15 protein-coding genes are annotated in these 17,182 nt (G+C 62.2%); 12 read left to right on the top strand and 3 right to left on the bottom strand.

All coding sequences use genetic code 11. The annotated features are described in order from the left end of the window. Positions 1–97 precede the first annotated feature (97 nt). The 7 genes from RLO07_RS17615 to RLO07_RS17585 are packed head-to-tail and all read left to right on the top strand — an operon-like array spanning position 98 to position 9,253. Positions 98–1,852, top strand: a complete 1,755-nt coding sequence (locus RLO07_RS17615) for an amidohydrolase (protein ID WP_462293448.1) — start codon at positions 98–100, stop codon at positions 1,850–1,852. A gap of 55 nt (positions 1,853–1,907) precedes the next feature. Further along, positions 1,908–4,355, top strand: coding sequence for a TonB-dependent receptor (locus RLO07_RS17610; RefSeq protein WP_462293447.1), 2,448 nt, complete (start codon positions 1,908–1,910; stop codon positions 4,353–4,355). Between the two features lie 11 nt (positions 4,356–4,366). Next, positions 4,367–5,815 carry an amidase gene (locus RLO07_RS17605; RefSeq protein ID WP_462293446.1) on the top strand — a complete coding sequence of 483 codons (1,449 nt, stop codon included), beginning with the start codon at positions 4,367–4,369 and terminating at the stop codon, positions 5,813–5,815. Between the two features lie 4 nt (positions 5,816–5,819). Continuing rightward, positions 5,820–6,944: a class II histone deacetylase gene (locus RLO07_RS17600; RefSeq protein WP_462293445.1), complete on the top strand. Its 1,125-nt coding sequence runs from the start codon at positions 5,820–5,822 to the stop codon at positions 6,942–6,944. A 37-nt stretch (positions 6,945–6,981) separates the two neighbouring features. Continuing rightward, the gene (locus RLO07_RS17595) at positions 6,982–7,353 is read left to right on the top strand and encodes a nuclear transport factor 2 family protein (protein ID WP_462293444.1); all 372 of its coding nucleotides are present in this window, start codon (positions 6,982–6,984) and stop codon (positions 7,351–7,353) included. An 18-nt stretch (positions 7,354–7,371) separates the two neighbouring features. Further along, positions 7,372–9,087 carry an FAD-dependent monooxygenase gene (locus RLO07_RS17590; protein WP_462293443.1) on the top strand — a complete coding sequence of 572 codons (1,716 nt, stop codon included), beginning with the start codon at positions 7,372–7,374 and terminating at the stop codon, positions 9,085–9,087. After that, positions 9,071–9,253: a DUF2783 domain-containing protein gene (locus RLO07_RS17585; RefSeq protein WP_462293442.1), complete on the top strand. Its 183-nt coding sequence runs from the start codon at positions 9,071–9,073 to the stop codon at positions 9,251–9,253. Before RLO07_RS17590 ends, RLO07_RS17585 begins: the two co-directional genes overlap by 17 nt. Here RLO07_RS17585 and hmgA read toward each other — a convergent pair. The 3 genes from hmgA to RLO07_RS17570 are packed head-to-tail and all read right to left on the bottom strand — an operon-like array spanning position 9,243 to position 12,452. After that, a complete protein-coding gene (gene hmgA / locus RLO07_RS17580) occupies positions 9,243–10,553 on the bottom strand; it encodes a homogentisate 1,2-dioxygenase (RefSeq protein ID WP_462293441.1) in 1,311 nt (436 codons plus the stop codon). The two genes, RLO07_RS17585 and hmgA, sit on opposite strands and share 11 nt — an antisense overlap. Before the next feature lie 7 nt (positions 10,554–10,560). Beyond that, positions 10,561–10,764: a DUF2783 domain-containing protein gene (locus RLO07_RS17575; RefSeq protein WP_462293440.1), complete on the bottom strand. Its 204-nt coding sequence runs from the start codon at positions 10,762–10,764 to the stop codon at positions 10,561–10,563. Next, positions 10,761–12,452 carry an FAD-dependent oxidoreductase gene (locus tag RLO07_RS17570; protein WP_462293439.1) on the bottom strand — a complete coding sequence of 564 codons (1,692 nt, stop codon included), beginning with the start codon at positions 12,450–12,452 and terminating at the stop codon, positions 10,761–10,763. The genes RLO07_RS17575 and RLO07_RS17570 overlap by 4 nt, the downstream gene beginning before the upstream one ends. Before the next feature lie 209 nt (positions 12,453–12,661). On the opposite strand from RLO07_RS17570, the gene RLO07_RS17565 reads away from it, so the two are divergent. The 5 genes from RLO07_RS17565 to RLO07_RS17545 all read left to right on the top strand — a co-directional run bounded on the left by RLO07_RS17565 (position 12,662) and on the right by RLO07_RS17545 (position 17,002). After that, positions 12,662–13,624, top strand: a complete 963-nt coding sequence (locus RLO07_RS17565; protein WP_462293438.1) for an MBL fold metallo-hydrolase — start codon at positions 12,662–12,664, stop codon at positions 13,622–13,624. A gap of 10 nt (positions 13,625–13,634) precedes the next feature. Then, complete coding sequence (locus RLO07_RS17560) at positions 13,635–14,120, top strand: MarR family winged helix-turn-helix transcriptional regulator (protein ID WP_462293437.1); 486 nt, start codon at positions 13,635–13,637, stop codon at positions 14,118–14,120. Then, positions 14,117–15,457 carry a cytochrome P450 gene (locus tag RLO07_RS17555; protein ID WP_462293436.1) on the top strand — a complete coding sequence of 447 codons (1,341 nt, stop codon included), beginning with the start codon at positions 14,117–14,119 and terminating at the stop codon, positions 15,455–15,457. Before RLO07_RS17560 ends, RLO07_RS17555 begins: the two co-directional genes overlap by 4 nt. A 20-nt stretch (positions 15,458–15,477) precedes the next feature. Continuing rightward, on the top strand, positions 15,478–15,906 hold the full coding sequence (locus tag RLO07_RS17550; RefSeq protein WP_462293435.1) for a PaaI family thioesterase: 429 nt from the start codon (positions 15,478–15,480) through the stop codon (positions 15,904–15,906). A 334-nt stretch (positions 15,907–16,240) separates the two neighbouring features. Beyond that, positions 16,241–17,002 carry an SDR family NAD(P)-dependent oxidoreductase gene (locus tag RLO07_RS17545; RefSeq protein WP_462293434.1) on the top strand — a complete coding sequence of 254 codons (762 nt, stop codon included), beginning with the start codon at positions 16,241–16,243 and terminating at the stop codon, positions 17,000–17,002. Positions 17,003–17,182: the final 180 nt, after the last annotated feature.

Genomic DNA, 17,182 nt, shown 5'->3' with positions numbered 1-17,182 from the left:
CGTGGCCTTTGGTCAAGCCTTTGTCCACATCTGTCAATACCGCTTGGAAGCGACGGCACTAAGATCAGTGGCTCCGAAAACGTTAACGGAGCCCGAGATGAAACAAGCGATAAGAAACTGGGCGAGCGCGATTGCAGGAAGCCTGCTGACCGTCGTGGCCGCGCAACTCTCTGCCGCTGACACCGCTGGTGCCGCTGCGGATACCATCTATCTCAATGCGCGCATCTATACCGTAAATCCCGCCCAGCCCTGGGCCGAAGCCGTCGCAATCAGGGATGGATACTTTGTACACGTGGGCGATCGCGCCGGCGCGGAGGCTTTTCGTGCGCCGACAACCTCAGTCGTCGACCTGCAGGGCGCCATGGTCATGCCGGGCATCAACGATGCCCATGTCCATGCCCAGCGCGGTGGCGTAAAAAGCCTCTATGAATGCAACTTCCCGTTCTCGTCCACGCCGGAACAGATTGCCCGGCGCGTGGCGGAGTGTGTAGCCGATAACCCGGATGCGCTTTGGATACGCGGCGGGCAGTGGGATAGCGGCTTCTTTGATACCTACAAGATTGAGTCACCGAAGGCGTTTCTGGATGCGGTCTCGGGTGACAAGGCCGTGTTGCTGAGTGACGACAGCAACCACAATGGCTGGCTCAACAGCCGTGCTCTCGCGCTTGCCGGGATCGACCGTGACACCCCGGACCCTGCGGACGGCACGATCGTCCGGGATCCGGTGACCGGGGAGCCCAACGGCTTGCTGCTGGAAGGTGTCAAGAAAAGGGTGTCGGACCTCCTGCCGGAGTGGAGCGACGAGGAAATGGAAGCTGGCGCCCGGGAGGCCCTGCGCATTGCCAACAGTTTTGGCATCACCGGCCTCAAGGAAGCCTATTCTGAGCCGCGCGCGATGGCTGCTTTTCAGGCGCTTGAACGAGCGGGCGATATTACTGCCCATCTGGCTCTGGGTATCCAGACACCCTACGGTCACCGTAGCGGACCTCTGGACTACGCAGTCATAGATGAGCAGCGCGACCACTACGCCAGCGACCGCTTGCACACCGCATTTGTCAAAGTCTTCATGGACGGCGTTCCCACCGCATCGCGAACAGCCGCGATGCTGGAACCCTACACGCCGGAAAACACCCACGCCGATTCCCATCGGGGCATGCTGCATCTGGATCCCGGGCTGCTGACACGGGATATCATTGAGCTGGACAAGCGCGGCTACACCGTCAAGATCCACACCGCCGGCGACCGGGCGGTGCGCGTGGCACTGGATGCCATCGCTGCCGCCCGCGCGGCGAACGGGGACTCCGGTCTCCGTCACGAACTGGCCCATGCCGGCTATATCGACCCGGAGGACCTGCCGCGGTTTGCCGAACTGGACGCGGTGGCGGATCTGTCTCCCTATCTTTGGCACCCCTCACCGATTATTGATTCCGTAGTGAGTGCCGTTGGCTCTCCGCGCGGCGATCAGTATTTTCCGGTCAGGAGCCTGCTCGAGGCCAACGCACCGGTACTGGCGGGCTCGGACTGGCCCGCCGCAGTGGAAACGATCGACCCATGGCTGGGTATCGAGGCTCTGGTGACAAGAGAGGACCCCCGCGGACAAGTCCCCGGCAGTTTCTGGCCTGAGCAGGCTGTCAGCCTTGCGGACGCGCTGCGGATCATGACTCTTGATGGCGCCAGGGCCATGCGCCTGGAGCAGACCACAGGTTCTATTGAGGTCGGCAAGTCTGCGGAAATGATCGTGCTGGACCGAGATCTTTTCGCCATTGAACCACAGGAAATCAGCGAAGTTGGGGTGCTGCGCACCCTGTTCGCCGGCAACACCGTCTACAAAAAAAGCGGCGCGGAGGATTAGCTCCCCGCCGCAATGCAGGTACGTATTCAACCACTGTCTTTTTAGGGGAAATATCATGATTGCTAGACATCAGATAACGGGATATCAACGCCGCAAGCTTGGCACCGCAGTACTGCTGGCAACGCTGACCACCCTCGGCACAGTTGCCAACGCCCAGCTTGAAGAAGTTATTGTGACCGCCCAGAAGCGCGCCCAGAGCGCCAATGACGTGGGCATTACCATCAACGCTTTCACCGGTGACCAGCTGCGGGATTTCGGGGTTCTGACTGCGGAGGATATCGCTTTGCTCACACCCGGCCTTACGGTGAACGAGACCGCTGCTACCGGTGTGCCGCTCTATACAATTCGTGGTGTGGGATTCCAGGATTACTCCACAGCGGCATCCTCCACCGTCGGCATCTATTTCGACGAAGTCGCCATGCCCTATACGGTGATGACCCGGGGTCTGGTATTCGATACCGAGCGGGTTGAAGTCCTCAAGGGCCCCCAGGGTGATCTCTACGGCCGCAACACCACCGCGGGCCAGATCAATTTCATCAGCAACAAGCCTACCCAGGAGTTCGGCGCGGGGGTCACCGCCAGCTACGGCAGCTACTCCACCTTCGATCTGGAGGGCTTTGTCACCGGCGGCAGCGACCTCGTCCAGGGCCGCCTGGCCTTCAAGACGATCCAGTCCAGCGAAGGTTGGCAGGAGAGCCTGACCCGGAACGACGAGCTGGGCGAGAAAGACGCGACCGCGCTGCGCGGTATCGTCAATTTTGACATCAGTGACACTGTGCGCCTTATGTTGACTGCCCACTATGTAAAGGATGAGTCGGAGAACAAGGCGAACACCGCTTACAGCGGTACGCCGCTCGGGCTGGGCGAGTTCACCAACCCCTATACGCCGCTCGATCAGTACTTGTTGCCGACGGGTAGCAACTTCGGCGAGACCCCACCCTGGTATTCCACCGGCGACAGTGAAGCTGCAGACTGGACCAACAGCTACACCAGCCCGATTACCGGCAGGACCTTCAATATCCGGCCCCAGCGGGACAACGAGCTCACCGGCTTTGCGGCCAGGCTGGAGTGGGATATCGGCAGCATGACTCTGACCTCGATCACCGGCTACAACGAGTTTGAACGGGTGGAAGCCAATGATTGGGACGGCGGCTTCTACAACGATTCCAGCAATATCAACACCACTGACCTGAAGGTGTTCTCCCAGGAGCTGCGTCTGGCCGGTGATGTCGGCCAGCTGAACTGGATAGCCGGCCTGTATTATTCGCAAGATGAAATGGATGAGTACTACCATTATTTCATGTCTGACTCGGTGTTCGGTTTGGGCTCGATTCCCTGGGGGGTTGATCTGTTTGCCGCTACGCCGATCCGGGAACTCGATACCAAATACAGCCAGGAAACTGATTCCCTGGGCGCCTTTGGCCATGTGGAATGGCAGTTCACCGACGCCTGGCGCCTGACCGTGGGCGCCCGCTACACCGAGGAAGACCGGGACTGGGCGGGCTGCACATTTGTCGCCGATGACGGCAGCCTGGGTAACTTCCTCAATGCAAACTTCGGCGCCAATCTGAGTCCGGGAGATTGCGGGACCATCAATGATGACCCATCCTCACCGGATTTTATCTTCTCGGTCATTGGCACACCTGATGTCAACAATGCGTTCCAGGTTTACGAAGACACCATCAGCACGGAGCGCTGGATGGGCAAGCTGGGACTGGATTACGCGATCAATCAGGATGTCCTGCTGTACGGTATGGTATCAGTAGGCTTCAAGTCCGGTGGTTTCAATGGCGCCAACTCCAATACCACCCAGCAGCTGGCTCCCTACGACGAGGAAAAGCTGACCTCCTACGAGCTGGGGATGAAGGCGACTTTGTTGGAGGGCAGGATGCAGCTCAATGCTGCGACGTTCTTCTACGACTATGAGGACAAGCAGGAGCAGGATATTGCCGTGACTTTCGTCGGCAACATCGCCGGCCTGACCAATGTGCCCGAGTCGGAAATCACCGGTGCCGAGATTGATCTCAAGTGGCAACCGCTGACCGGGCTCAACGTCAATCTGGGTGTTGCCTGGCTGGATACGGAAGTGACCAAGTGGAACGCGGTTGATCCGGTACAAAGCAGCTGGCCGGTGACGGTACGGCGCGATGTTTCCGGCATTGAGCTGGCGCAGGCGCCGGAGTGGTCCTATGCGGCTCTGGTCAGCTACGAGTGGCCGCTGGCCAACGGCTTGGTGATGGAAGTGGCGGGTGACCTCAGCTTCACCGATGAAACCTCTGGTGGTGTTTCTCCCGAGAACGCGACCGAGGACTACACCCTGTTCAATGCGCGGCTGGGAATCGGTTCGGCCGATGGCCAGTGGCGGGCCCTGCTGTGGACGCGCAATCTCACCGATGAAGACTATTATCCCGCCGCCTACACGGGAGGCAATGGTCCCTTTGTGCGCAGTTATGGCATGCCCCGCACCTACGGGGTGACGCTGAACTACAACTTCGGCCAATAGGGTTCGGGCAAATGGATGTAGCGGAATACCTGCAATACGACGGTCTGGGGCTGGCGCAGCTGGTCCGTAGTCGCGAGGTTACTGCGGCGGAACTGGCGGACTGTGCACTGGCTTTGGCCACTGACTGGAATCCCCGGATCAACGCGTTGGTAGAGGTCTTCGACGATGTCGCTGCCAGCCTGGCGGCAATGCCGCCGGATGCCGCCTTTGCCGGGGTGCCGTTTCTGATCAAGGATCTGGTACTGCAGGCCGAGGGCCGGCGCTCCGAGATGGGTTCCCGGCTGGGCCAGGGCCTGGTCGCGCCCGCCGACTCCGATCTCATGGCCCGTTTTCGGCAGGCGGGGCTGGTGACCCTGGGGCGGACAACGGTGCCAGAGATGGGGTACAACGTTGCCACCGAGACCGTGGCCTGTGGCGCGACCCGCAATCCCTGGGATGTGTCGCGCAGTCCCGGTGGTTCCAGCGGTGGCAGCGCCGCCGCGGTGGCCGCGGGGATCGTGCCGCTTGCCCACGCCAACGATGGTGGCGGCTCCATCCGCATTCCGGCGTCCTGTTGCGGACTGGTGGGGCTCAAGCCGGGTCGTGGGCGGGTTCCCATCGGCCCGGGTGCCGCCGACGGGCTCGGGGGCCTGGGTATCGAATTCGTGCTCACCCGCACGGTGCGCGACTGTGCGGCCATGCTGGACGCGGTGCAGGGTCCGGGCATCGGTGACCCCTATGTTATCGCGCCACCGGATCGACCCTATGCAGAGTCCCTGCAGTTGCCGGCCGGGCTGCGCATTGCGTTTACCGCCGAGCCCTGGTCGGGGGTGCCGGTGGATCCCGAGATTCGTGCTGCCCTGGAGGCCATCGCAAGGCTGCTGGCAGACATGGGGCATCAGGTGGAGGAGGCTGCGCCGGCACTGGATGGGGACCGTTTTGCCGAGGCCAACACGGATCTCTGGTCTGCCCACATTGCACACTGGGTGGTGGACATCTGTGCCGCTACCGGGCGCAAGGCCGACAGTGACAGCCTGGAGCAGGCGACACTGGCGATTCACGAGCACGGCTTGCGCCTGTCGGCTGTGGATTTGCTGCATGCGGAGGACTATTTCAATCGGGTAAGCCGCGACTTCGGGCATTTTTTTACCCGCCACGATATCCTGGTGACTCCGACAGTGGCACAACTGCCCTGGGCCATTGGCGAGCATGCATCCGCCGGAGGCAATTTCACGGCCCGCAGCTGGACCGATCACGTTTTCCGCGAGGCTCCCTTTACCGCAGTGTTCAACGTCACCGGACAGCCGGCGATTTCCCTGCCCCTGGGGCGCAGCGAAAGTGGCCTGCCGTTCGGTATTCAGTTCGCCGCCAGCCAGGGTCGGGAAGACCTGCTGCTGGCCCTGGCCGCACGCCTGGAACAGGCACGGCCCTGGCCGCTGATCGCGGACCAGTCCATCCACCAAACCCAGTCCCGGAGCTAACGCCATGCAGGCTGCTACGCGCAAAACGGGCTTCGTCGCCCACGAGCTTTACATGTGGCACAACACCGGTAATTACGCCGGGCCGATGCCCTATGGCAATCCGGTGCAACCGGATACACATGCAGAAAACCCGGAAACCAAGCGCCGCTTTCGCAACCTGCTGGAGGTGGCCGGTCTGACCCCGCAGCTGCATGCCATCGCACCGCGAGAGGCCACGGAGGAGGAGATCCTGCGCTTTCATACCCGCGAGCACCTGGAGAAAGTCAGGGCGCTGAGCGCGGACGTCGGTGGCGATGCCGGCCCTTTTACTCCCCTGGGACGCGGCAGCTACGAGATTGCCATGCTCTCGGCGGGTGGGGTGCTGGCAGCGCTGGAGGCTCTCATGAGGGGGGAGATCGACAATGCCTATGCCCTGGTGCGGCCTCCGGGTCATCACGCCCTGGCGGATATGGGCATGGGCTTCTGCCTGTTCGGCAATGCTGCCATCGCCGGTTTCCACGCCTTCGAACAGTTCGGGCTTGAACGCGTCGCCTTTGTCGACTGGGACGTACACCACGGCAACGGTACCCAGAGTGCGTTCTATGATGACCCGCGGGCGCTGACCATCTCGGTGCATCAGGACAACTGTTTTCCGCCCGATTCCGGCTATCGACACGAGAACGGTACCGGCGCCGGCACCGGCTTCAATATCAACGTGCCACTGCCGCCCGGTAGCGGTGTCGGTGCCTATGAGGAGGCCTGGGATCGGGTGGTGATACCCGCGCTCGACCGCTTCAAGCCGCAGCTTATCGTCGTGCCTTCGGGTTTCGATGCCGGCGCCTACGATCCGCTGGGGCGCATGCAGATGCACAGCGACGGCTACCGCAGCCTGACCCGCAAGTTGCTTGATGCCGCGAATCGCCACTGTGACGGCAGGCTGCTGATGTGCCACGAAGGTGGCTACAACACCTGGACCGTGCCCTTCTTCGGGCTGGCGGTCATGGAGGAGCTCAGTGGCGCCGTCACTGGTACCGTCGACCCCTTTCTGGAGATGCATGCAGCGCTCGGTGGCCAGGATCTGCAGCCGCACCAGGCCGAGGCCATCGCTTTGGCGGAAGTCCTGCTGGAGACGCTGCCGTGCCAGAACTGAACTGCGCGAGAGCCACATCGCCGTCGGAGGCACGCTGATGGCACGCGCAGAGCCACTGGCGGCGGTGCAGGCCGTGATCCAGTCCTACATCGGTGCCTGCGCCCGCGGCGACGTGCTGGCACTGCGGGCCCTGTTCCATCACTCCGCAGTACTGAGCGGCTACCTGGCAGGTGAACTCGTCACCGGTAGCCCGGAGCCTTTCTTCTCCGCGGTAGGCGCCAATCCGGCGCCGGTGGATTCCGGTTTGCGCTACGAGGCCCGGATTGATACCGTGCATATTGACGGCCGTATCGCCACGGCCGTACTGCGGGAGACGGGGTATCTGGGCATGGACTTCGTCAACCATTTCCAGTTGCTGGAAATCGATGGCCAGTGGCATATTGTGGCCAAGTTGTTTGAGTCCTTGTAATCGGGTGTAGCCATTGTCATGAGACCTGCCGGCCGGAGCGAGCTGGAATCGCTGTATTTCGAGTATCCTGAGTATCCCTTCCGCAAGCCAGCAGAGCTCGACGGTGCCAGGCCCCGGCACCCGGTCATCATTGCCGGGGCCGGACCGGTCGGTTTGACGGCGGCACTGGCGCTGGCGCGATTGGGCGTGGCTTCGGTGGTGGTGGAAAAGAAAAACACCGTCAATGACGGCAGCAGGGCAATCTGCATTTCCCGCTACAGCTTCGAAACCCTGCAGCAGTTGGGCGTAGTCGCGTCCTTTGCGGCCAAGGGCCTGGGCTGGACCAGCGGTCGCTGCTATTTCCGTGACCAGCTCATTTACCAGTTTTCGATGCCGCATTCGCAAGACGAGCGATTCCTGCCGATGTACAACATCCAGCAGCAGTACATCGAGCAATTCCTCATCGATGCGGCCGCCGACTATCCGGGGCTGATCGATATCCGCTGGCTGTCAGAGGTGGCGGCGGTAACGCAGGACGACGCTGGCGTGGAACTCGACATTGTCACGCCCCAGGGCAGCTATCCGCTGCGGGGGCAATACCTGCTCGCGGCCGATGGCGCCCGCAGCACCGTGCGCAATCTGCTCGGGCTGCGTCTCAATGGCCGCAATCTGCCGGGCAACTACGTGATCGCGGATGTGCGCATGGATCACGACTTTCCCACCGAGCGCCGGTCCTTTTTCGAGTCTTCCGCCAACCCCGAGGCCACGATTCTCATTCACCGGCAGCCGGACAATATCTGGCGGGTGGACTGGCAGGTACCCGCGGGCGCGGATCTGGAGGATGCGGTAGCGGAAGCCACCGTACGGGAGCGGGTAGCGGCCATCCTCGCCATGATCGGTCACCGGGGCGACTGGGAACTGGAGTGGTGGAGCATCTATACCGCCAATACCCTGTGCCTGGATGACTATCGCCACCAGCGGGTGCTGTTTATCGGCGACTCGGGCCATATCGTGCCGATCTTTGGGGTTCGCGGGCTCAACAATGGCATCGCCGACGCGGTAAATGCGGCCTGGAAGCTGGCCTACGCGTTGCAGGGCCGGGCCGGTACGGGCCTGCTGGACAGTTTCACCCCCGAGCGGCGGGGCGCGACCCTGGATGTGTTCCGCAATGCCGGCAAGAGCTCCCGTTTCATGACGCCGCCCAGTCGCGGCTACAGCCTCATGCGCAAGGCGGTGCTTGAGCTGGCGCTGACAGAGGACTTCGCGAAGCCGTTTGTTGATCCGCGTCAGGTACAGCCCTGGATCTACGATGACAGCCCGCTGACCAGCGCCGACACAGCGGGCGAGGGCTTCGACGCCGGCCCCCCACCCGGGGCGCCCCTGCAGAATGTCCGCCTGGGAGAGAACGATTTCCTGCTCGACCACATCGGGCCGGGTTTCACCGTGCTCTATTTCGCCGGTTCAGTTGAACGCGATGCCGAGGTCGCCGGCCTGATGCCCGGCCTGCGAGTGATTGATCCCGACCTGAGCGTGCTGGTGGCGACGCGGGAGAAGAGTGGCGGGGGAGTGACGGGGGAGCAGTGCCTGCCCGATCCGTCGCGCCACCTTGCGGACGCCTACGGTGCGGAGCCCGGTACCCTGTATCTGGTGCGCCCCGACCGCCATGTTGCCGGGCGTTGGCGGCACCCGGACGAAAGCATCGTCACCGCTGCCTTGTACCGGGCCCTGGGAGAGTCGCATGAAGCAGACACTTGAATTTGCCGAACTGGAACAGATCTACGACCTGCTGGCGGAAGCCATTGACGAGGCCGGACCCGAGCAGGAGGCCGTGTTCCTGGCGAAGCTGGCGCTTCTGCTGGCCCGGCAGGTCCCGGATGTGGATTGCATCCGGGAAGCCATCGCCGCGGCGCTCAGGACTTGAACTGTTTGCCGATTCCGTCCCAGCAGCGGATGTAATCCCGCTGGCGCAATTCCGTGTCCAGGGCCCAGGGCGTGGGTTGGTACAGGTAGCGCGACTCCAGCATGAAGGCGAGGGTGTTCTGGTAGCGGTCCGGCACTAGCTCTGCCGTGCTCGCTTTCTCGAACACCGCCGCTTCCGGGCCATGTGGCGACATGCAGTTGTGCAGGCTGCTGCCGCCCGGAACAAAACCTTCCTCCTTGGCATCGTACACGCCTTCAATAAGCCCCATGTATTCGCTCATGATGTTGCGGTGGTACCAGGGTGGGCGGAAGGTGTCTTCAGCCACCATCCAGCGGGGCGGGAAGATCACGAAATCGAGATTGGCCACGCCAGCCGTGTCCGAGGGCGAGGTCAGGACGGTATAGATACTGGGGTCGGGGTGGTCGTAGCTCACCGAGCCCATGGTGTTGAAGCGCGACAGTTGGTACTTGTAGGGGGCCGAATTGCCGGTCCAGGCCACCACGTCCAGTGGCGAGTGGCCGATGGCGGCGCGATACATGTGGCCGCCAAACTTGCACAGCAGTTCGAAGTCACCTTCGATGTCTTCATAGGCCGCTACCGGATACTGGAAGTCGCGGTCATTGGCGAAACCGTTGGCACCGACCGGACCACGCTCGGCCAGGGTGAGGGGAGCGCCGTAGTTCTCGCAGATATAGCCCCGGACGGGGCCGGCCGGCAGGTCGACCGCAAACTTCATGCCGCGTGGCACAACCGCGATGTCACCCGGTTGCAGGTGCAGGCGCCCGCATTCGGTGCGCAGCAGCAACTCTCCCTGCTGCGGGATGAACAGCCATTCGCCATCCGCTGAATAGAAATAGCGCTGCTCCATGGACTCGCTCGCTGCGTACAGGTGAATGCCGACGCCGGTCTGGGCCAGCGCATCGCCGCAGGTGGCAATGGTAGTCATCCCGTCCAGCAGGTCCACGCCGGCACCGGGTAGCGGCAGCGGATCCCAGCGCAACATGTTCGGCGGTGTCGGTCCAGCCAGCGGCCCCGTGTGGATTCCCTGGCCGGTGCTGGTGCAGGGCTCGTAGTCACCCTGTACCACGGAGGGACGTATGCGGTAGAGCCAGGTGCGGCGATTGGCTGCGCGCGGCGCAGTGAACGCGGTGCTGCTGAACTGTTCGGCATACAGCCCGTGGTTGACTCGCTGTGGGCTGAAACGCCCGATGGGCAGGGCGCCGGCGAGAGCCTCGGTTTCGTGTTCGTTGCCAAAACCGGTAAGGTAGCTGAGTTCGGAGGTCTGTGTGTTTGCTGTCATCGGGGCATCACTCTTCAAGGTGGACCTGGCCGGCGATTGCCAGCGCCTGCTCCAGGGTGTGTTGGTCGCCGACCTGGTTCGCCAGTAGCAGAATCAGACGGGCATTGATGGCCGCGCTTTCGGCATCGCTGCGGTCCCGGTGGATCTCGGCCAGCGCGGCGTAGAAGGCATCGGGGTTGGTAAAGTTGCTGTCGGTGATCAGTGTGCTCATGCGGCCTGCTCCTCTGCCAGGTTTTGTCCCAGGGCCCGGTGCACGGCCCGGACCACGGCATCCGGGTCCAGCGTGCGCCAGCGCGCACAGACATGCTGGTCGGGGCGTATCAGGTAGATGGCGCCCTGGCGCAGGTCATAGCGCTGGGCCAGAATTCCCTGGCTATCCGCGATCTCATTGTCGTCCCCGGCCTGCTGACCCGGGGGCAGAACCCACAGCGCACCGATGTGGTTGCCCTCGCCTTCGAGGCTGGCGAGGGCGGCCTCCAGCTGCTGGCGCGCGCTGGCCGCGAATTCACCGTACAGCAGCAGCGTGAAGCGGTTGCCCAGACGTTCCAGCAGCCACTCCTGTTGGCCACCGGCGCCCACGACCGGTGCATCCAGGCAGGGTGACCCCGGGCGCATGCGTTCGGCAAAGTCTGCCTGGTCAGGTGTGTTGAGCGGGGTATCGTCGTAGGTGCAGGGTGTCGACAGCCGGCCACTGTTTACCAGGCTGCGGGCAAAGGGGTAATCGCGGGCGAGATCCAGCACGGTGTCCCGGAACAGGCGGGTCGCCGCATTCTTTGGGGTCATGAAGTCGGTCGCCCGGGTGGAGTGCAGGATGTTTTCCCGGGCCCCGTGCTGGCGCTCGGTATCGTGGGTCGCCAGCAGCGATGCCGGCGCGCGCCCCTGGAGAATGGCCGCCAGCTTCCAGCACAGGTTCTCCACGCTCTGCAGGGCGCCATTGGCACCGCGGGCGCCAAACGGCGAGACCTGATGCGCGGCGTCGCCCATGAAGATAACCCGCCGGTGAATGAAGGAGTCCATCTTCCGGCAGCGGAAGGTGTAGACACTGGCCCACTCCAGTTCCCACTTCTGTTCCTTGCCCAGCATGGCTTCGACCCGCGGCCGGATGTTTTCGATCTTTTTTTCTTCCTCCGGGTCTGCATCCCAGCCCAGCTGGAAATCGATCCGCCAGACGTTGTCTGCCTGCTTGTGCAGCAGGGTCGACTGGTTGGGGTGGAAGGGCGCGTCAAACCAGAACCGGCGCTCCGCGGGGAAATCCGCTTCCATGACGATGTCGGCAATGAGGAAGCGATCCTCGAATATCTGCCCCTTGCTCTCCAGGCCCAAGGACTCGCGGATCGGGCTGTTGGCGCCGTCGGCGACCAGCAGGTAATCGCAGCTGAGGCGATAGGGGCCCTCCTGGGTGTCGACCACGATATCGGTTCGATCGGTGCCGGCGGTCACCTCGGTCACCTTGTGCAGCCAGCGCAGGTCGATCTGCGGCATTTCCAGGCAGCGGTCCACCATGTACTCCTCGAAGTAGTACTGCTGCAGGTTGATAAAGGCCGGGATCTTGTGGTGTTGCTCGGGCAGCAGGTCGAACTCGTAGATCTGTTCCTCGCCAAAATACACCCGTCCGTGCTTCCAGATGACGCCCTTGTCGATCATCGGCCGGGCGCAGCCGTAGCGATCACAGATTTCCAGGGTGCGCTTGGCGATGCAGATCGCCCGGGAGCCGACACTGACCGTGTTGTTGTCATCCAGAACCACCGAGTCTATGCCCTGGAGAGCAAGATCCATGGCGGCCGCAAGGCCCGCGGGGCCGCCACCGACAATGATCACCCGGTGGTGTACCGGTTCGGCAGCATCCTGGTCGGGGCTTCTCCGGTAAGGATACTCGGGGTTTGTGTAGGTGCTTGCCATGTCGCGCATCCTCCGGGGCTGGGCCGTGCTTATAGTTGCAAACGAGAATAAATATAGCGGATAGGGGTGCCGGTTGCAACCGTTGCAAGCGCGTTAAATATACTATGCCTCGGCATTTCAGGTGACCATTGCTCCATGATTAAAGTTGGCTATGCAACTAGTCTGTGATATGGTTCACCCATCATTTGACTGACAGGACGAGCAGATCCATGGCCAAGAAACCGTTTGCATCCTCCGCCGACCTCGGCGAAAAAGTGGAAACCCTGGAGGTCCTCGCCGAGGGCGTCTACGCATTGACCGCGGAAGGCGACCCCAATATCGGCGCCATCGAGGGCGAGGATTTTGTGGTCGCGTTCGAGGCGCGCGCCACGCCCCGGGCCGCCCGCGACTGGCTCTCCAAGCTGCGCGAGCACACCGACAAGCCGGTCAAGTACCTGGTGTTGTCGCACTATCACGCGGTGCGCGTGCTCGGTGCATCCGCCTTCGAGGCGGAGTCGATCATTGCCCACGAACAGACCCGTTTCCTGATCAACGAGCGCGGGCAGCAGGACTGGGACAGTGAATTCGGGCGCATGCCACGGCTGTTCCGCGAGCCCGAGGGCATCCCCGGCCTCACGCATCCGGACATCGTGTTCAATGACCGCCTGGAGATCCCCCTGGGCGGCGACCGCGGCGACCTGGTACTACAGTACTGTGGCCGTGGCCACACCGCGGGCGATATCTGCGCCTGGCTGCCGAAACACAAGATCCTGTTTGCCGGCGATCTGGTAGAGGCGGAAGCGGCGCTGTATACCGGCGACGCGTTCCACTTCGACTGGTCCAAGGGCACTCTGGACCAGGTCAAGGCCTTCGGCGCCGAGACCCTGATCGGTGGTCGCGGCGCCACGGCGAAAGGGCGGGCGGCAGTCGATGCCGCCATCGAGCAGACACGCGGCTTCCTCGAGGGCATGATCGCCAAGGTCGGCGAAGTACACCGTGCCGGCGGTTCCCTGAAGGAGGCCTTCGAGGCCACCCACGCCCACCTCGAGCCCAAATTCGGCCGCTGGCCCATTTTCGAGCACTGCCTGCCCTTTGATGTGCAGCGCCTCTGGGACGAGTTCGACGGCATCGACTGGCCACGGATCTGGACTGCCGAGCGCGACCAGGAAGTCTGGGACCAGCTGCAGGACTGATGCTGCGGGCATGGCGAAGGGGCAGGTGACTGAGCCGGCGCGGCGGGAGCTACAACTCGAGAGCTTTCTGCCCTATCTGGTCAACAATCTGGCAGACCGGATCAGTACCGGCCTTTCGCGCATCTACGCTGGCGACTACGGCCTGAGTGTTCCCGAGTGGCGCGTACTGGCGAACCTCGCCGAGCATGGCGTGCTTAACGCCAAGCAGATTGTCACTACCACTGGCATGGAGAAAAGCAAGGTATCACGGGCAGTAAAGAATCTGACTGTCCGCGGCCTGATCGTCCAGCGGCGCAAGGAAGCCGACAACCGGGCGCGGGACCTCGCCCTGACAGCGGCGGGCCTGGCGCTGTATGGCGATCTGGTGCCCCACGCTCTGGCCTGGGAAGGGGAACTGCTGGACTGCCTGTCGGTGAGCGAATACCGCGATTTCATGTATCTGCTGGGCAAGTTGCGTCAGCGGGCAACAATAATGGCACAGGAGTCACCCGGATGACCGCAATGGACCAGTCACAGCTGGAATTCATCTACGATCCTCTGGTCTACGAGCAGGCGATACCCTTTGAATCGCTGGCCGCCCTGCGCGCACAGGGGCCGGTAGTGTGGGTGGAAGAGCATCAACTGCCCCAGTGGCCGGGTGGCAAGGGATTCTGGTTTGTCACCCGCCACGCGGAGGTTCAGCAGGCATTGAAGAGCGCCAAAATCTTTTCTTCGCAGGTGGGCGGTACCCAGTTGCGGGACCCTGCCACGCCCGACGATCTGGCCTATGTCCAGCAAATGATGCTGAACATGGACCCGCCGGATCACACCCGCCTGCGGCGCATGCTGATCAATGCCTTTACCTCGCGGGCGATCAGGCAGCTCGAGGACAGGATCCGCCAGCATGCCGCCGACATCGTCGACCGGGTCACGGCGGGTGCGCAGTCCGGCGAGTGCGACTTCGTCAAGGACATCGCTGCCGACATGCCCCTGCTGTGCCTGGCGGACATCTTCGGCCTGCCCAGTGAGGATCGCTACCTGATGTTCGACTGGGCGAACCGAGTCATCGGCTATCAGGATCCGGAATACGCCGGCTCCTCGCGGTTCGATGTCGCCCGCGGTACTCCCATGGCGAGGGAGGCCCTCAAGCTGCGCCCGGTTGCCGACGCCAACGGCAAGCTGCCTGACCCGCGCTCCCGGCACGGCATGGACGATCTCTACCGCTATGCCCACCTGCTGGCGGAGTACAAGCGCGAGCATCCGGGTGACGATGTGATGTCCATCCTGCTGGCGCAGATCGACGAGGAGGGCGGCAAGCTCACCATCGCCGAGTTCGAGAACATGTTCTGGCTGTTTGCGGTGGCTGGCAACGAGACCCTGCGCAACGCCATTCCCGGCGGCATGCTGGCGCTGCTGCAACACCCCGCGGCCTGGCGTGAACTGCAGGAAACCCCCGACCTGATGCCGGGTGCAGTGGAAGAGATGCTGCGCTGGTGGACACCGGTAATGAACTTCCGACGCACTGCAGCCGAGGACACTACGCTTGGCGGCGTGGCGATCGGGGCGGGCGACAAGGTGCTATTGTCCTTCCTGTCGGCCAACCATGATGAGCGAGTATTCAGTGCCCCGTCGGTATTTGATATCCGTCGCGACCCCAACCCGCACCTGAGCTTTGGTCACGGCCCCCATTTTTGTATCGGCGGCCAGCTGGCAGTCGCGCAAATGCGGGCCCTGTTTACCGAACTGGGGCGCAGGTTCGACCGGTTCGAGCTGACAGGAACCCCGACTTTCCTGCGCTCCAATTTCCAGCGCGGGGTGAAGACGCTACCGGTGCGCTGGCAGGCCAGGCAATAACGCAACAGGCAGGCACGTTCATGGCAGATACCGCTGCAATCACGCTGGAAACCGCCAACGCACAACTGGGCAGGGTATTCGCGCCCTGGGTCGCCGGCTTGCAACCCCGGGTGGAGAGCATTGATGCGGAATCCGTGGTCATGCGCATGCCCTGGTCGGAGCAGCTGTGCCGTTCCCATAACATGGTCTGCGGCCAGGCGATGATGGCCCTCATCGATACCTGCATGGTGTTCGTCTGCTACGCGGCACAGGGCCGTTTCGGCAACTGTACCACCGTGTCCCAGAATACGAGTTTCATGCGCCCGGTGATCGACCAGGATGTCATTGCCACCGGTCGTGTATTGAAGCCGGGCAGGCAGTTGATCTTTGGTGAAGTGACGCTGCGCGCCGCTGGCGACCAGCGCGTGGTCGCCAGCGGCACCTCGACCTACATGTTGCTGCCGGACTGAAGCGATAAACCTGCAGGGATCTTGCTGTTGCCGGCGCTGCGGTTGCGGCGCATCCTGAAAATCCCCGCGGTTTGGAATATCCAGAATAGTTTCAGCCTCCTGCCGAGTTCTGATGAGGCCTTGATCTCCGCCCGCATTCGGCTCCAGTCGCTCCACTCGGCTGGCATTGGCCAATTTGCGAAGTACTTTTTCGAGCTGTGTACCCCGTCCAGGCTGCCAGTTTTACGGGATTCATGTCTGTCTCCCAAGCCTTGGTCTAATAAAATACAGACAGGATTGTATTTATATAGTGGGGCTCACATAATACACCCCGCGTCCAAATCAGGAGAGAGCGATGAAAAGCTACCAACGTCTCAAGGGACTTCGAGCGATTGTGACCGGTGCTGCACAGGGAATTGGTGCAGGCATCGCCGCCAAACTCGCTGCTGAAGGTGCGCGAGTGCTGGCGGTGGACCGGCCCGGCGTCTCGTTTACCTTTCCCCAAAGGGCTGATCTGGCGATGATCGATACCTTCGAGCAGGACCTCACCGCGTCAACGGCTCCAGAAGCCATCGCTGAAAAAGTTGAACAGATTTTCGGAGGCCTGGATATTCTGGTGAACAATGCTGGCGTAATCGGCACCCCCGAGCGCTTCGATGAATGTAGTGCGGAAACCTTGCGATGGACTCTGGAGATCAATCTGGTTGCAGTGCACCGCTTGTGTGCCGCGATGCTGGGCCTGCTTCAGCGGAGTAATCAGGGCCGCATTATCAATATTGGATCCCTGAACTCGTTGCTGCCTGCAGCTGGATTTGCCAGTTATGTTGCCTCGAAGCATGCGGTGTTGGGCCTGACAAAAAATATAGCCGTAGAATTTGGCGATCAGGGGATAACTGCAAATTGCGTGCTTCCAGGAGCTATTGTTACTCCAATGTCCGTCGAATTGGCCAAGAATGTGGATGGATATGATGAGATCATGCGTCAACGGACACCGTTGCGAAGGCGCGGCAGGCCAGAGGATATCGCCGGTGCGGTGGCATTTCTCGCTTCAGAAGAGGCATCCTTCATCACTGGCCAGGGGCTGGTGGTTGACGGCGGTATCGGTCTGGGCGCGTGATTGTCGATTCATTCGAAGGGATGAGTCCAGGTGGACACAGGTTTCGGTATTGGGGCGTGGTGGCAGCAGTCAGCGGCATACCTGGGCGTCCCCCATACACGGCCATAGCCTGGTTCCGCGGTGCCTTTTGGCGGGAACCCCAGCCTTCTTGCGCTCACACTCGCGACGACTCTGGAGTCT

It is taken from the genome of Haliea sp., from assembly GCF_040221975.1.
Lineage (GTDB): Bacteria > Pseudomonadota > Gammaproteobacteria > Pseudomonadales > Halieaceae > Haliea.
The sequence above is the reverse complement of the archived record's forward strand: the minus strand, read 5'-3'. Positions and strand labels throughout refer to the sequence as shown.

Bases quoted from the DNA above. Each gene is read 5' to 3' on its own strand.
- RLO07_RS17555 (WP_462293436.1), top strand. From the start codon at position 14,117: ATGACCGCAATGGACCAGTCACAGCTGGAATTCATCTACGATCCTCTG.
- RLO07_RS17560 (WP_462293437.1), top strand. From the start codon at position 13,635: ATGGCGAAGGGGCAGGTGACTGAGCCGGCGCGGCGGGAGCTACAACTC.
- RLO07_RS17615 (WP_462293448.1), top strand. From the start codon at position 98: ATGAAACAAGCGATAAGAAACTGGGCGAGCGCGATTGCAGGAAGCCTG.
- RLO07_RS17570 (WP_462293439.1), bottom strand. From the start codon at position 12,452: ATGGCAAGCACCTACACAAACCCCGAGTATCCTTACCGGAGAAGCCCC.
- RLO07_RS17590 (WP_462293443.1), top strand. From the start codon at position 7,372: ATGAGACCTGCCGGCCGGAGCGAGCTGGAATCGCTGTATTTCGAGTAT.
- RLO07_RS17565 (WP_462293438.1), top strand. From the start codon at position 12,662: ATGGCCAAGAAACCGTTTGCATCCTCCGCCGACCTCGGCGAAAAAGTG.
- RLO07_RS17605 (WP_462293446.1), top strand. From the start codon at position 4,367: ATGGATGTAGCGGAATACCTGCAATACGACGGTCTGGGGCTGGCGCAG.
- RLO07_RS17575 (WP_462293440.1), bottom strand. From the start codon at position 10,764: ATGAGCACACTGATCACCGACAGCAACTTTACCAACCCCGATGCCTTC.
- RLO07_RS17595 (WP_462293444.1), top strand. From the start codon at position 6,982: ATGGCACGCGCAGAGCCACTGGCGGCGGTGCAGGCCGTGATCCAGTCC.
- hmgA (WP_462293441.1), bottom strand. From the start codon at position 10,553: ATGACAGCAAACACACAGACCTCCGAACTCAGCTACCTTACCGGTTTT.
- RLO07_RS17585 (WP_462293442.1), top strand. From the start codon at position 9,071: ATGAAGCAGACACTTGAATTTGCCGAACTGGAACAGATCTACGACCTG.
- RLO07_RS17600 (WP_462293445.1), top strand. From the start codon at position 5,820: ATGCAGGCTGCTACGCGCAAAACGGGCTTCGTCGCCCACGAGCTTTAC.
- RLO07_RS17545 (WP_462293434.1), top strand. From the start codon at position 16,241: ATGAAAAGCTACCAACGTCTCAAGGGACTTCGAGCGATTGTGACCGGT.
- RLO07_RS17550 (WP_462293435.1), top strand. From the start codon at position 15,478: ATGGCAGATACCGCTGCAATCACGCTGGAAACCGCCAACGCACAACTG.
- RLO07_RS17610 (WP_462293447.1), top strand. From the start codon at position 1,908: ATGATTGCTAGACATCAGATAACGGGATATCAACGCCGCAAGCTTGGC.